General features: G+C 44.4%; 14 protein-coding genes. All 14 read right to left on the bottom strand.

Annotated features, from left to right (window positions below; all coding sequences use genetic code 11):
* Window position 1: 1 nt before the first annotated feature.
* A complete protein-coding gene (locus HDC91_RS06790) occupies window positions 2-871 on the bottom strand; it encodes a hypothetical protein (protein WP_183549685.1) in 870 nt (289 codons plus the stop codon).
* A complete protein-coding gene (locus HDC91_RS06785) occupies window positions 868-1932 on the bottom strand; it encodes a glycosyltransferase family 4 protein (protein WP_183549682.1) in 1065 nt (354 codons plus the stop codon). The genes HDC91_RS06790 and HDC91_RS06785 overlap by 4 nt, the downstream gene beginning before the upstream one ends.
* Window positions 1917-2861, bottom strand: a complete 945-nt coding sequence (locus HDC91_RS06780) for a glycosyltransferase family 2 protein (protein WP_183549679.1) — start codon at window positions 2859-2861, stop codon at window positions 1917-1919. The genes HDC91_RS06785 and HDC91_RS06780 overlap by 16 nt, the downstream gene beginning before the upstream one ends.
* Window positions 2858-4027, bottom strand: a complete 1170-nt coding sequence (locus HDC91_RS06775; protein WP_183549676.1) for a glycosyltransferase family 4 protein — start codon at window positions 4025-4027, stop codon at window positions 2858-2860. Before HDC91_RS06775 ends, HDC91_RS06780 begins: the two co-directional genes overlap by 4 nt.
* Window positions 3999-4751, bottom strand: a complete 753-nt coding sequence (locus HDC91_RS06770; RefSeq protein WP_183549673.1) for a glycosyltransferase family 2 protein — start codon at window positions 4749-4751, stop codon at window positions 3999-4001. Before HDC91_RS06770 ends, HDC91_RS06775 begins: the two co-directional genes overlap by 29 nt.
* 1 nt (window position 4752) lies before the next feature.
* Window positions 4753-5850 (bottom strand): DegT/DnrJ/EryC1/StrS aminotransferase family protein, encoded by a 1098-nt coding sequence (locus HDC91_RS06765; protein ID WP_221262120.1) that lies wholly within the window; start codon window positions 5848-5850, stop codon window positions 4753-4755.
* On the bottom strand, window positions 5843-6208 hold the full coding sequence (locus HDC91_RS06760; RefSeq protein WP_183549670.1) for an FdtA/QdtA family cupin domain-containing protein: 366 nt from the start codon (window positions 6206-6208) through the stop codon (window positions 5843-5845). Before HDC91_RS06760 ends, HDC91_RS06765 begins: the two co-directional genes overlap by 8 nt.
* Window positions 6192-7127 carry a glycosyl transferase gene (locus HDC91_RS06755; protein WP_183549667.1) on the bottom strand — a complete coding sequence of 312 codons (936 nt, stop codon included), beginning with the start codon at window positions 7125-7127 and terminating at the stop codon, window positions 6192-6194. Before HDC91_RS06755 ends, HDC91_RS06760 begins: the two co-directional genes overlap by 17 nt.
* 105 nt (window positions 7128-7232) lie before the next feature.
* Window positions 7233-8066: a TIGR04325 family methyltransferase gene (locus HDC91_RS06750; protein ID WP_183549664.1), complete on the bottom strand. Its 834-nt coding sequence runs from the start codon at window positions 8064-8066 to the stop codon at window positions 7233-7235.
* Window position 8067: 1 nt separating this feature from the next.
* Window positions 8068-9411, bottom strand: a complete 1344-nt coding sequence (locus HDC91_RS06745; protein ID WP_183549662.1) for a hypothetical protein — start codon at window positions 9409-9411, stop codon at window positions 8068-8070.
* Window positions 9408-10682: an ABC transporter ATP-binding protein gene (locus HDC91_RS19970; protein ID WP_183549659.1), complete on the bottom strand. Its 1275-nt coding sequence runs from the start codon at window positions 10680-10682 to the stop codon at window positions 9408-9410. Before HDC91_RS19970 ends, HDC91_RS06745 begins: the two co-directional genes overlap by 4 nt.
* Entirely contained in the window at window positions 10682-11542 is an 861-nt protein-coding gene (locus HDC91_RS06735) for an ABC transporter permease (protein WP_183549656.1), read from the bottom strand. Before HDC91_RS06735 ends, HDC91_RS19970 begins: the two co-directional genes overlap by 1 nt.
* Window positions 11535-12656, bottom strand: a complete 1122-nt coding sequence (locus HDC91_RS06730; protein ID WP_183549653.1) for a glycosyltransferase family 4 protein — start codon at window positions 12654-12656, stop codon at window positions 11535-11537. The genes HDC91_RS06735 and HDC91_RS06730 overlap by 8 nt, the downstream gene beginning before the upstream one ends.
* Window positions 12649-14430, bottom strand: coding sequence for an asparagine synthase (glutamine-hydrolyzing) (gene asnB, locus HDC91_RS06725; protein WP_183549650.1), 1782 nt, complete (start codon window positions 14428-14430; stop codon window positions 12649-12651). Before asnB ends, HDC91_RS06730 begins: the two co-directional genes overlap by 8 nt.
* Window positions 14431-14532 lie beyond the last annotated feature (102 nt).

Raw genomic sequence — 14532 nt, 5'->3', positions numbered from 1 at the left:
GTTATGGGAGGATAGCGAATAACACCTTTTTGAATTTTTGCATCAGCCTGCTGCCAACATACTTTTCTTTAAAATACATAAGCAGATCGCCAAACCTGTCGTACTGATGAATTACATGGTAGGGCTCGCCCCGGCCGTTTACTATGTCGCCGTTGGCAAGCTGTTTAAATGTGCTGCAAGCCCCAAGTGTTAAAACCAACGCCTGTGTATTGGGTATTACCATTGCTTTTGGATTGGCCTGTGTGTATATGTACGCGTTGTGTAAGCCCTGGTCAATCCCCCAATGCAGGTCGGCCCGGAACTTTAACCGGGTTTGTATATATTTTAAGTAACTTATGATGTGTATGCCACTGCCTGCAACAATACCGGCGCAACTTACATTCTCGTTGATCATTTTATTGGTAACTTCCGGCCCGTTGGCAAGCAAGCTCCAGTTGTAATTTAGCTTTGATGTACGGAATATCTCTGAGGCGTCTTCAAGAAAGAAGTATATCTTATCAGGAGCTATGCCGTCGAAAATGTTTTTTTGAAACACCACGTCCCGGATGTCAGTCAGCATTACATTTCCATATTTACCGGGGTTATCCTGCAGGTATTTTAAGTAAAAAAGGAAACGGTAGTTGTTAAGTGTTATTTCGGGCGAAATATCCTCAAAAACTGCAGTGTAACTGTCATTGAAAGGATAGGTGGTACTAAATTCAATTAATATTGCCCCTTGTTTTGCCAACAACCTTTTTGTGGCTTTTGAAGTACTTGCAGATACAAATATCACCAGGTCGCCATCGTACCGGGTTGCTTTTAACGACCTGATGAACGGCTCGACCACCGGGTAACTGTAGTGATGAAGAACGGTAAGGATAAGGTTTTTCATCGTAAAGTGTTAAAAAGCCCGGTTGTTTTATGGGCAATAAGTTGCCAGCTAAAGTTATCCACTGCTTTTTCACGCGCTTTTAAGGCCATGCGTTGTAATAGGGCAGGGTTACTGTACAAGGTGTTTATGGCGTCGCACATGTCGTCGGCGTTTTGGCTGCGGCATAGTATTGATACAGCGCTGTCGAGATACGTGTGTATGGCCGGCAGATCTGTAGCTATAACCGGTAACCCGCAGGCAAGTGCCTCCAGAACAGCGTTATTTGCCGTACAATCAAGCAGGGGGATAAGGCAGCAATCGGCCTGCTGGTACAAACTTAAAAGCTGATGTTCTGAGATCCCGGCATACCAGTCCACATTAGGCAGGGCCATCATTTCGGTAAGATGTTGCTCTGTTACGCTTGCCTTATCCAGGTACACAATATCAAACCGGATGTTTAATGATGATGCCGAAAGCTTTTTAACCACAGTAGCCAGGGTAACCGTATCGCGCAAGTAACGGCCGGCAAATATTACCCTGAATGGCCTGTCTTTATCAATCGTTTCTAATGGTTTGTAAAAGACCGTATCAACACCATGCGGAATGCAAACAGCCTTGCCGGTATTAACGCTGTTAAAGTGGTCCCGGTCATATTCAGATAGGGTAATAACCTTATCGGCACACGCATGCCTGTTATAGAGTACTTTGTTGGTTTCCCACCAGGATACAGGCTGGTGATCGGTGATTACAACAGGAGAACTGATCAATTTTTTGACCGACGCACCCAAGCCAAAGTAAGGCTCGCCATACGTATAATGAATAACATCATAGTTTTTGCTGACAGACTTTAGCAGCAGTTTAGACTCGGCTTCTATCGATTGAGCGTTGTAAAAACCCGACTTGCCGATGAGCTTTGCGGTAGCGGCCAGCAGCCGGCCCACACCGCGCGGATACATCTTTTTAAAATTGCAGTATACAGAATCGACAGTGGCCATAGGTGACATATGATGATAAAGGGCATCATAGCCGCTATATACACTCATGTGCTCAAATTTTTCGCGCAGGGCTAAAATTTTAACCATCTGTAGAGTATGCCACCTAAACGGGTGCGGCGCAAATGAAACAATGTTATCTCTTTGAACGAACCGCTTTTGGTTTCAAAGGTGTCGTTAAACTGTTTTGATATGCGCCTGATCTCGGCGAAGCTTAATTTGCCATTTATATAACCCAGGTTTTCAAAAAACCAGGGCCGGGCTAATTGTAAAAGCGCCATTTTTTGCGAGGGGTACCTTTTAACAATATATTTCACGAACAGCAGCAAAGCCAATGCTTTTGAGCAGGCAAATTCTTTTGCCGAACTGATGTTAACGCCGCTTGCCCGCCAAGATACTGTTTCGTGGCGGATGGTATAAATCGGTATTTCGCCGGTAAATGTTATCCACGAAGCATCGTCTGAGCAATAGGCTTTGGGGAAATTCACAAAACCGTTGTTCAATTTGAATACATCTTTCCTGAAGATATATTCAACCGCAGCGCTTAACGACCTGGATTGAAGCCTCCTTTGTAAAAAGTCGAAACCGCTTTCCAATTCGGGGTGAGGGTCTTTAACGCAAATGACCCGGCCATCAGCATCGATCATTTCTATATTAAAACGGTATATGTTATGGCGTTCATTAGTGGCCTTTAAAGCATCAAAAAACGCCTGAACACATCCGGGCGACATGATATCGTCATCCGAAAAGAGCCATATCCATTCTTCGGTTGCCAGTTCAACGCTGCGGTTCCAGTGTTTTACCAGGTCGTAACTGCCAGCATTGTCCTCAAAGCGAAGGTATTCAATATCCAGCCGCCCGGCGTACTTTTCGGCCACCGCTTTAATGTCTTCCTTGCTGCCATCGTCGCTGATATAAACTTTAAAATTTTTATTGCTTTGATTGGCTACAGACGCCAGCGCCGCGTCAAAAAATTTGATCTTATATGCAGGTATGACTATGGCTAGCCGGGTATTCATTTGTTGTCTGCTATAACATCGTTTATCAAAGTAAATATTTGCGGCGCAATAATATTCACATCGTATTTTTTCACCATTTCGGCCGCGTTTTTGCCCGCCTGCGCAGCTTTTTCAGGTTGCCGGTATGCTTCAATAATAGCATTTGCCATGGCATCAATATCACCGTAATCAAAGGTTTGCCCCGTATCGGGCGTAATAATTTCGGGTATTCCGCCGGTGCCTTTAAAACAAAAAATGGGTTTTTGTAATGCCGCCGCTTCCAGGCAAACCAGCGGGAAAGGGTCCTCGCGCGAGGTAAGCACAAACAGGTTAAACAGTTGGTAATAGTTTTGCGGGACTGCCTTACGGCCTGTAAAGATGATCTTGTTTTTTAGGCCAAACTTATCCGTTTCGTAGACAGCCTGCGCCCTCGATTCGTTTGACTGATGGCCAACCCAAACAAATTTTATATTGCCATCCGGCAGCTTTTTGTTTACCAACCGCACAAGCTGCAAAAAAATATCAGTGCCTTTGCGCCAGCCCGCAATGCCCGATGCGCCTACAACAAACTCATCGTTTAAAGAAAGTTCGGCTTTTGCCTGGGCAGGGGTAAGAGTAGGCCGCGATATCTCGTCGATAGCGATAAATTCGTTTAACACCGATACCTTTTGCGCCGGCACCGGAAGGTTATTAACCATATTATCGTAAACGCTTTTGCTGGCTGCTATATAATGATCTGTTACGGCTGTATTGACCTTATTGAAGGAATCCGGAAAATAAGCGTTTATAGAATACGAAAGCTCATGAATATGCGCAATCACCGGGCAATTGTATATGTTTTTCAACATAGGCGCCATGTGCATGGTATCGGCAGTGTTGAGATAAACAAGATCGAACTTTTGTTGCTTTAAGCTTTTTGGGAACGGGATGAACAAGCCGCGCTTACCGCTTAGTTTTAATAACATGGAAACAAAACGCCTGCCAACAGATGACGACAGCCGGCCCGGTTGCCATACGTTGGTAGGGCCCAGGTTTTCAAAGCCAGGCTGTAAAGGGCCGCCATCCTTAAGCAATACGTGGACGTTTACGTCGGTATTATTTTTAAGCCATTTTATAAGATGCAGCAGCACCATTGGCGCTCCCATTAGGGCGGCATCGTTAGAAACAAAAAGGATGTTTTTTTTCAAATGATCGGTTGTAAATTTTTCTGCCCAGGTATTTTAACACCTCTGGCTGATAAAAATACCTGTATAAAAAGCCCCGCTGAACCTTTTTTAGCCATTTCTTAGCATTACCTGCATCTGCCGATTTATTACGGCCATCAAAATAAAAGATTCCCGACACAAAATTTATCTTTAAAACTTTAGCCTTCAAAAACGCGCGCAGTAAAAACCAATAATCCATACTGTAATGGTTTTTTAACGGAAACAGGCCTGCCTTGAGCTGCAAACTTTTTTTATACGCGTACGAAACGGGGTTAAGCGGAAAAACGGGCGGCCAGTAATTTAACACCTGCTTAAGGGTTGTTGCCGGGCTGTTAACCGTTTTAACACCCGAGTGGTCAATTTCAAGGTCGCAGATAACCATATCTGCATCGGGATTGCCTGCAAAAGCTTCCGCGATGGTTTGTAAAGCATGGGGTTTTAATTCATCATCGGCATTCAGGTACATGATAATGTCGCCGCACGATAACTTAAAAGCTTCATTCATGGCATCAGATTGCCCTTTGTCCGGGGCGGATACCCATTTTAAATGAGGGTATTGTTTCAGTATTTCAATCGTACCATCCTGCGAAGCGCCGTCTACTATAATGTGTTCCCAGTTTTTGTAGTCTTGTGCCAGCACGCTGTTGATGGCACGGCCGATATATTTACCGCTGTTGTATGATGGCGTGAGTATCGAAAACTTCAAATTATGCAAAGCTGTTTATGCAGTCGGCTACGTAACTTATCTGCTGCGGCGTATGGCAGTAAGATATGGGCAGGCTTAAGGTTGTGGCGTGGATCTGTTCGGATAAGGGGAAATCCTGACCCTTAAAAAGATGCTGGTACGCCTGCTGCTTATGAGGCGGTATGGGGTAATGTATCTCCGTAAGTATCCCTTTATCCTTCAAATAAGCGCTGAGCCGGTCGCGCATATCGCAGCGAATGTTGTATATATGGAACACATCTTTGTTCGCGGTTTCAATAATTGGTTTTATAAACCTGTCCTTTAACTTATCGAAATAGATGCTTGCAAGCTCGTTCTTGTGCCTGTTAATATCGTTTAGTTTAGTTAGCTTTTTGCGTAAAAATGCCGCCTGTAATTCGTCCAGCCGCGAGTTATAGCCAATATGGTCGTTATAGTATTTTACTTTTGAGCCGTAATTCCTCAGGCTCCTTAGTTTTTCGGCCAGTTCATCATCACTGGTAGTTATGGCGCCGCCATCGCCCAGTGCGCCCAGATTTTTTGTGGGGTAAAAGCTAAACGCACCCGTAATCCCCCAGTTGCCGGCTTTTTTGCCAGCGTGTTCGGCGCCATGGGCCTGGGCGCAATCTTCAATTACGTGCAGCCCATAGTTTTGCGCAATACGGGTTATGGCGGTCATGTTACACATTTTGCCGTATAAGTGTACCGCCAGTATGGCCTTTGTTTTGCCGGTAATTGCGGCTTCTATTTTAAGCGGATCGATGTTATAGCTGCTAATATCCGGTTCAACTAAAACCGGTTTACAGCCTGCATTTATAACACCCAATATGCAGGCGATATAAGCATTTGACGGTACAATAACCTCGGCGCCGGCAGGGAGGTCTAAAACTTTAAGAGATAGGGTGATGGCATCAAGTCCCGAGGCAAGGCCAATGCAATGCTTTGTTCCGCAGTAGTCTGCAAATTCCTTTTCGAAACTGGATACCTGTTCGCCCAAAATATACCAGCCAGCTTTTAATACATCGTTATACGCATCCCGGTAATCATCTTCAAAAAAAGAATTTACCTTGCTTAAAGATTCGTACTCGACGATGTTATTCATAGGGTTGATAAATGTAGTCCTGCGGATCAAAAAACGTTGATGCAAATACCATTAATATGGCATCTGCCGAAAAATTATACATTTTATGCCAGTCTTCGGGATGTAGTATCAGGCATTTGGAAGGCGAATTCAGCACGAACTCTTCCTCTTTGACACTATCATTATTATAAATGGTGCAGGTGCCCTGCAGGCATACTGCCGCTTGCACAGTGGTATGGTGCCTGTGCCCGCCCCTTACAGATTCGTCTACCCCGTATATATAAAAAACACGTTTAATATCAAAAGGGATAACCCGTTCCAGAACAGTAAGGTTGCCCCTTGTATCGGTATAGGTTACCAGGTCAATTAGTTGGGCCATATAGTGATCTTAGCGCACGTTTTATTTTTGTAAATCTACGATGCGGGTTTACATGCACAATAACATAGTTGTTATAAAACCAATAACCTTGCGGGCTCTTTAGCTTTTGTGAAAAACTGCTGTTTAAATGATTGTTATACCTAAGCGTATTAATATCGGTATTTGCCTTGTCGGTAAATGACTTTAGCGCTTTAAGGTAGATATGGTAGATGCGTTTTAAGCCCCTGGTGTTTTTTTTTACCCCATAATGCTCTAACCCGTTAAAGGCGAAATTTTTATTGAATACCCTTAAATGGTGAAAGTGATAATAAATAAGCGGCTGATGATCAACCGTTATTTTACCGTCAACTATTTTAAAATCGTGATTGTCGATATTCCAAAGCGCCAGGCCCGCACCCGGGGTTTTAATTTCGGCAACCTTGTCAAATTCCGCCGGCCAGGTGTCCAGGTATTTCTGGTCTGCAAAGCGGTTGTTCGCTTCATCGTAAGTATCATAACACCAGTTAAAGCATTGTTGCCGCCAATGGTTTAGGCAGCTTAGACCGGCTTCGTCTTTTTTAAAGGATTGAAAGCTTACATTATATTTCCCGTGTATGGCCACGTGCTGCAGGTTTTTGCTGAAATTATGCGGTGTTATCAGTATCGAGGCATCTTTGTACTGCTCAAAAATAATGGCCGGGTCGTTAAAAAAATAGATATCGGCGTCTAACGTGGTTACCTGGCTAACGTTTGCCACTTTGTTAAGTATATACAGGGGCAAATAGGGGCTAAGGGTAAAGTAATATTCAATTATTGACCGGTTACTTTTGGCCTGCTGCAACTCGGGGAAGTAAGCTTCGATCGCGGCAAGCGGGATAACCGAAATACCATCGGTTTTATTTTCATTAAAGTAACCCGAAACGATTTCATCAAGCGCCAAAATGTGCAGGATAAATGGCCGCGACGAATGCCTTTTCAGTGAATCAAATAAGGCTGAGCCTCTTGATAAATAATTAATGTCGAAATAAGTAGCGAAATGAAGCAATTAGTTGCGGTGTTTCAATATATACCCTTTCCAGTACATCTTCAGCCCATCGTGGCTCGTTTGGGCGGGGTCGGCAAAGCTGTCAAAATCATCCCCGATACTGTATGTTGCCGAAAAAGCCTTTAGAAATTCCTGTTCGTTAAAAAACCAGCAGGGATAACTGGCCTCATAAATTTCAGGGGGAACGTTTTGTACTGTTATACGGCTTACAGCGGGTGATTGTATGAAGCTTGTCCTGTCAATTATAATATCGGGGATATTTAAAGCGATCAGCTTTTTTATCCATAGGTAGGGTTCTGGTAAATATTGCAGCACGCTGCTCAATAATAATGCATCCGGCTTTTGCTCTTGCATACATTCTTCAACAGAGGCATAGAACTTTAACTGTCCGCTTTCAAAATATTCTTTTCCGCATTCCACAAAATGGCCTTGCTCTACAATACACCATTGCAGGTTTTTAACATGTTTAAGATGCCCGGCATTTTGAAAGTAAGTGCTGCCTAAGCTGCCGCCGAAGTCCAGTACGCATAGCTTGCCATTTGCTGAGGCAAGGTTTTGTAAAGCTGCAATCAGCGGCTCACTGTACTGCACCTCATCAAAAACAACGCTGTCGCGCTCGTAAGCCGCTTCGCCATTTTTTACCTGCAGCAATGCATTTTTACACTTCTCTAAAATTAATTTATCGTCGTAACCATCACATAAAGCCGCCGCCTGCTGCCACGACGGGTAATTGCCATGCCACATGCCCGTATGCGGGCTGTTTTTGCGGCCGCGATATATTTTTAAGATAGCGGGTGGGGTTACACTTCTGATCAGGTCTTTTAATGATGGCATACTATTTCTTCGTGCCAATGTATAATACCCTGTTTGCTTCGATATGGCTGATGTCGACAATTGAAAAATGTTTTTCAAAAGCCGCTGTAAACCAATCCTGCGTATAAAAATCGGGTATGGGCGGCGCGGCATATCCATCCCATAAACCCAGGGGCATGAATTCTATGAACACATACTCGGATGAATATTCGGCTATCTTTTTAAAAATAACATTAACATCGTACTTATAGGTTAATATCAGGTGATGGGTAACGGCGAGCGCTAAAACCGCCTGTGAGTGGAACCTGGCGGATGGCCGCCCCGAGTTGTACAGCTCTATGGGTTTTATAAAATCAAGCAGCGCCGGCGAAAGCCGTTCAGCATGTTCGGATCCCTTAAAATAGTTGTACATTTTATTTACCGCGTTTTCGTCATAGTCGGTGCAGTTAACGTGCTTTACACCCGTGTTTTCCAGGATCAAAAACGACAGCAGGCCCCAGTTACCAGCCAGTTCTGTTATCGTATCTATTTTTAGTTCGTTTATCTTATCGATGACGAATTTGAACCTGTTGGTACAGGCAATGTCATTATCTGTTATATAGTCATCATGGTAATTGCCCCACTGCGTGGCAACTTTATTTCGCGTTAGTTCGGCCAGTTCTTTTTTATACAGGTCTAATTTTTCGGTCAGGGTTTTGGCTTTGGCTTCGCGCAGCCTTAGTTTGTTTTTTATCCTTTCTATCAGGGAACGGGCCTTTACCTCGTATTTAGACTTTGAAAGCTGCAGTAGTTTGTGGTACTCGGCCGGTGTAATGCTGCTCAGGTCTTCGCTGTAAATGCGCCGTGCCATTTTGTGGCTCACGTTATTCCAAAGCTCGAGCGGGTATTTAAAATAACCCCAAAACTCTTCAACAGGATGCCATTCGTTGGGGTTATCCATTGGCTTAAGGCTGCCCAGGTCAATAAACACCGGGTTGCAACCTTTAAACAACACATTGTAGGGATGCGCGTCAATCGTATGGTACCCATATTCCGCGGCTATAATATTTACGTCTAAAATGCAATTGCCTGCGGCCTTTATCATATCAAACGGCCACTCATACACAAAACTGGCGGGACTTATCTTTTCATGCTCGATAATGACATCAAAATACTGCGAGCTTAAAGGGGTTAATGTTGTTTTTGGGAAAAGCGACCTTTCTTCAAGCTCAGTAAGTAATCCTGTTTCTCTCAGTTTGTGCAGCTCGGCATGTGCCGTTTGTGAAAGGCCGCGGTAAACCCTGTCCTGCCAAAAAAACACCCGGCCGTAGGGGTCTAAGATCGAATAATCCGAGTATTTTATTTCGCTTTCGGGGATGAAGCTCATATGCTTTCAGTGATCTGCCAAAATTGTTTAGGAATAAACATGTACTGACCGGCCGGTAGCTTGCCGTTTCCTAAAAAATCATCCTCTACTATGGTAAAAGTATATGCATTCTGTACATAATCACTTATTGCACTGTTGATGAACACAGCTATATTGATGATATACGTACCTGCGGTTAAGGCCTGATAATTTGGTATATCTATCGTTACCTTCCCCTTTCCGGGTAACTTTGATGGAAAATCGGGAATGGTATCGCTGTCTAAAAACATAACGGCGGCGCCCAGCTCGTTATATATGCCGATGTATATTTTGCCATAATAGACGGGTAATAATGATGTATAGGTTAAGGTAATGCATAAACCCTCGGTATTACCAATATTGCAACCCGACAAGTTATCATTGATATCGATATCGGTAACCCTTATTTCGCCGCTGCCAGATCTGTCCGTCCGTTCGTTGATATGGCTTACGCTGCTGTTTACAATACTTTGATGGTATTGTCTTATCACAGCATTTGTATTCCCTTTTACCATCAATTCGCCATTGCTCAGAAAGATGCTTTTCTCGCAAAGCGAGCTGATGGTGGTCATGTTATGACTAACAAACAATACCGTACGGCCTTCACCTTTGCTTACCTCGTCCATTTTACCGAGGCATTTTTTCTGGAACTCGGCATCGCCTACGGCCAATACTTCATCAACTATCAGTATTTCACTTTCCAGGTGTGCGGCAACTGCAAATGCCAGGCGCACATACATGCCCGATGAGTAGCGCTTCACAGGAGTATCGATATATCGCTCGACGCCCGAAAAATCTACTATTTCGTCAAACTTGCGCTTGATCTCGGCCTTGCGCATACCCAATATGGCGCCATTAAGAAAAATGTTTTCTTTACCCGTAAGTTCGGGATGAAAACCGGTGCCTACTTCAAGCAAACTGGCAATACGGCCTTTTATTTTTATTGAGCCCGTGGTGGGTGAGGTTACCCGGCTTAATAATTTTAGCAACGTGCTTTTCCCCGCACCGTTGCGCCCAATAATGCCTACCGCCTCGCCCTGCTCTATGTCAAAGTTTATATCCTTAAGGCTCCAAACCACATCGCTGTTACTTTTTACCGTACGGTCGTTTGCTTCACCAATTTTCAGGAACGGATCTTCCTTACCGCGAAACCTGGCCCAAAAACGTTCAAAGTCGCGCGTTATGGTGCCGGTGCCAAAGTCACCCAACTGGTAGGCTTTCGACAGGTTCTCTACTTTGATCACTTTAGCCATTACACCGTGTCGACAAACGTTTTTTCAACCTTATTAAAAGTCACTATTCCCACAATAAGCAAAATAAAAGTAACTGCTGTACAATAACCCAGTAACTCGAAGCTAAAGCTGCCTTTGCCAAAAAAACCATATCTGAAAGTTTCTATGATGCCTGTAATAGGGTTTAACCGGATGATCCAGCTGTACTGGTGGAATTTTGCCTCGGCCTGCGAAAGCGGATAGATAACCGTTGTGGCATACATGAGCAGCGGAACGCCAAAACCCACTACGAATGCAAAGTCGCGGTATTTGGTGGTAACTGCAGATATAAGCATACCCAAACCCAGGCCTTGCGCCGCTATCAGCGCAATAAGTACCGGCAGCAGCAGCGCATAAGCATTTAAACCTACAGGTGTGCCTTTGAGGTAATAAAATAACAGCAATGCAAAAAACAGGGTTATTTGTACCCCAAACCGGATAAGGTTTGAGGCGATGATACTCAAAGGCATAATCAGGCGCGGAAAGTAAACCTTGCTCATGATGCCGCCATGGTCCCTGAACACGGTTGATGTTTTAACAAGGCAGTCTGAGAAGTAATTCCATAATATGGTACCCGCCAGGTAAAATAACGGTTTGGGGACGCCGTCAGTAGGTATCCCGGCCAGGTTGCCAAAAACAAATGAATAAAAAATGATGGTAATAACGGGCTGCACAAAAAACCACAGGGGGCCAAGTATGGTTTGCTTGTAAAACGATACAAAATCGCGCCGTACAAATAGCAGCAGCAGATCGCGATACTGCCATACATCCCGCAGCTTTAAATCAAACAAACTGCTGGTGGGGGTAATTTCCAGGTCCCACTGTTCTTCCGGTTCAGTCATTAATTAACATTTTTTGCAGCGCGCTGATATAAGTTTGTTCGGTAAAATAGTGTAAGCATACGCTTTTTAAGTGCTTTCGCCTGGCTAACGTTAAAGGTTGCGCTAAATGTTCGGCAATGTTTTTTTCAAGTTCGGCATCGTTATCGGGGTTTATTGCAGTACCCAGTTCGCCATTGCGTATGGCATCAATGCTTCCGTCGGCATTGCCGCAAATAACCGGAAGGCCGCAGGCCAGGGCCTCTATAAATACAATTCCGAAGCCTTCTTTTTTACTTGGCAGTACAAATAAGTCGGCCATTAAAAAATGAGCGGCCAGTTCATCTTCTTTTATAAATCCGGGTAATATTACGTTTTCTGCTATATCTAAACGGTTAATAAGTTGTTTAACACGCACGCCCTCTTCGTTGTCGTATTTTCCGGCCAGTACATACCTGATTTCAGGAAACGTATTTTTAAGCCCTGCAATAGCCCTGATAACCCGGTCGTGCCCTTTGTAGTGCTCTGTTGATGCAAGCCTTGTTAACGTAAAAACTACCGGCCCTTTATTTACAAGGCCATACCTTTTAAGCAGTATTTCGGGTTTGTCAAAATTAAGGCGCAGCTCCATAAACGGATCCAGTACATTGTTTATCACAACACATTTGGCGGCGCTTTTTTTATGCCAATACTGCATCTGACTTTTGGTGAAAGCACTTACGCAGATAATATTGTCGCACTTGTTAAGCAGCAGGGCTTTGTGAAACGGTAATGGCCTCCAAACTTCAATGCCATGTGCTATAATCCACATTTTTGTTTTGGGACGGACGGCTTTTATAAGCAAACCAATAACCGCCAGGTTAATGTGGCTTAATATAATGGTGTCGTTTTTTTTTGCGTTGAACAGGGCCGCGAATATAAATTGCAAACGCCTGTTGCTAAACCCGCTAAAATTTTGTTTCGGCAGATACTGCGGCATCAGGTCGGCATCTGCATCATATAACGACGATAGCTTAAACTGCCAGCCGTTACTTAAGCAAATATTATAAAGCGAATGCGCCAGGGTGCGGGTCATTTTTTGAATGCCCCCCGTGGTACTGAAAGTTTGCAATGAAAATAGCGTAATGTTTTTAAACATGCCCTTGTACCTGGTATAGCGCATAAGCCCTTGACCAATGCATTTGGCCCTTGCCAAACTTATGTATCACAGATTTTGCTGCTTCGCCTTTGTATATGCTAATATCATTAATTTGCGCGGTATCTTTCATCCATTGCTGCAGGGGGAAAGTGAACCCCATTTTTGGCCTGTTCCATATCATTTTCGGTATAAGCCCCCCCAAGCTATCTATTAATATTTTTTTTGCGGGATGTTTTTGAAACCGTACAGATGGTTTTATTTGCGATACATGCTGCTGAAGATCTTCATCTAAATAAGGTACCCTTACCTCCAGGCCGTGGCACATGCTCATTACATCAGTGTCGTGCAGTAACTGGTTTTGCATGTACAGGTTGGTCTCAAACCAGGCGGCTTGCAGTTTGTCGTAAGTTTCAAATTCAGGCAGTTTCAGGGTGTCAAATAATATACTGTTAACACCGGCCTCGTGCATGCCGGTTAGTTTGGCAATATCCAAAGGCGCAAACAACCCGCGTAAAAATAAGTAATCGGCTACCGGATCATTAATGGCCAGGTAAGCCAGTTTCCGGTAGTTGTCTTTATTGAGTTTCGCCGCTGCGCGGAAAACTGACGCCGGCAACATTTTCAGGTAGCGCAGGTACGCCATTCTGTTGAAGGAAGGGTACCCCCCAAATAGCTCATCGGCGCCTATGCCCGACAAAACTGTTTTCAAGCCATCCTCATGAGCGTATTTGCTGATGAACCAACTGTTAATGCCGTCGGTTGTAGGCATATCCATAGCGTTAAGTATGCAAGGTAAATTCGCTCCAAAATCGGCTTGTTTTACAAGGTGTGTGAAGTTATCGCCGCTTATCTTATCTAAAACCGCATTTTGATACTTTCGCTCATCGTACTCGGCCTCGTTAAAGTATATCGATACGGTTTTTAGCTGCCCGCGCTCGTGGTTGGCTAACAGCGTCAGCAAACTCGAATCGATACCCCCGCTTAAAAAAACACCTATGGGTGCATCGGCTATCAGTTGCCTTTTTACGGCTTTTTTTAGATGCCGGCTTATACCTTCACGCGCCGTTCGCGCATCGGTTATATAGTTTTCAGGTGTGGTTTGCCGGTAGCTTGTAAGCGTATGCACGCCCCGTTTATCGCAGCATAAAAAATGCCCCGGGGGCAGGCTCAACACATTTTTTAATGTGGTGTAAGGTTCTGGTATATGGCCAAATGCCAACAGCCAAACCGGCCATCGGTTATCAGGTGCCGTTGCTATACCGGCTGCTTTTAATGCCCTTATTTCTGATGCGAAAGCTATCCGGCCATCTTCGGCATAATAATATAATGGCTTAATGCCGGTTGTATCCCGCACCAAATAAACATCGCCGCCCGCAACATCATACAGCGCGAAAGCGAACATCCCCCTTAACTTACTAAACGAACCTGTTCCCCAGTAAAGGTAGGCCTGGATAATTACTTCGGTATCGGTGCCGGTGGTAAATACAGCCCCCAGCTTTTGCAGGTCAGCCTTTAACTCCCGGTAATTGTATATTTCGCCGTTAAAGGTTATCCAGGCTTTGCGGCTGTTATCGGCCATTGGCTGATGGCCGGCCCCGCTAAGGTCAATGATGGCTAACCGCCTGTTACCAAAGGTTACCCTTGCATCGTCGCTGCAATATATGCCCGCGTCATCCGGCCCGCCGTGCTGTAAGGCATCGCACATTGTGCCCACTGTAGCTTTTGCCTGTTCGGCTTGTAATCGGTTTGTAACTAGTCCGGCAATCCTGCACATTCTATCCCAATCTATATAGCTTCGCCCGGTAAGTTACAGTATTAATTTGTAACTTATTAATTATCAGCATTTTATAAAATGCCGTTTATTGGGGTTGTTTAG

It is taken from the genome of Mucilaginibacter sp. AK015 (genome assembly GCF_014200785.1).
In the GTDB taxonomy this organism is placed as follows: Bacteria; Bacteroidota; Bacteroidia; order Sphingobacteriales; family Sphingobacteriaceae; genus Mucilaginibacter.
Note: the sequence above shows the minus strand (reverse complement) of the source record. Positions and strands in the feature narration are given on the sequence as shown.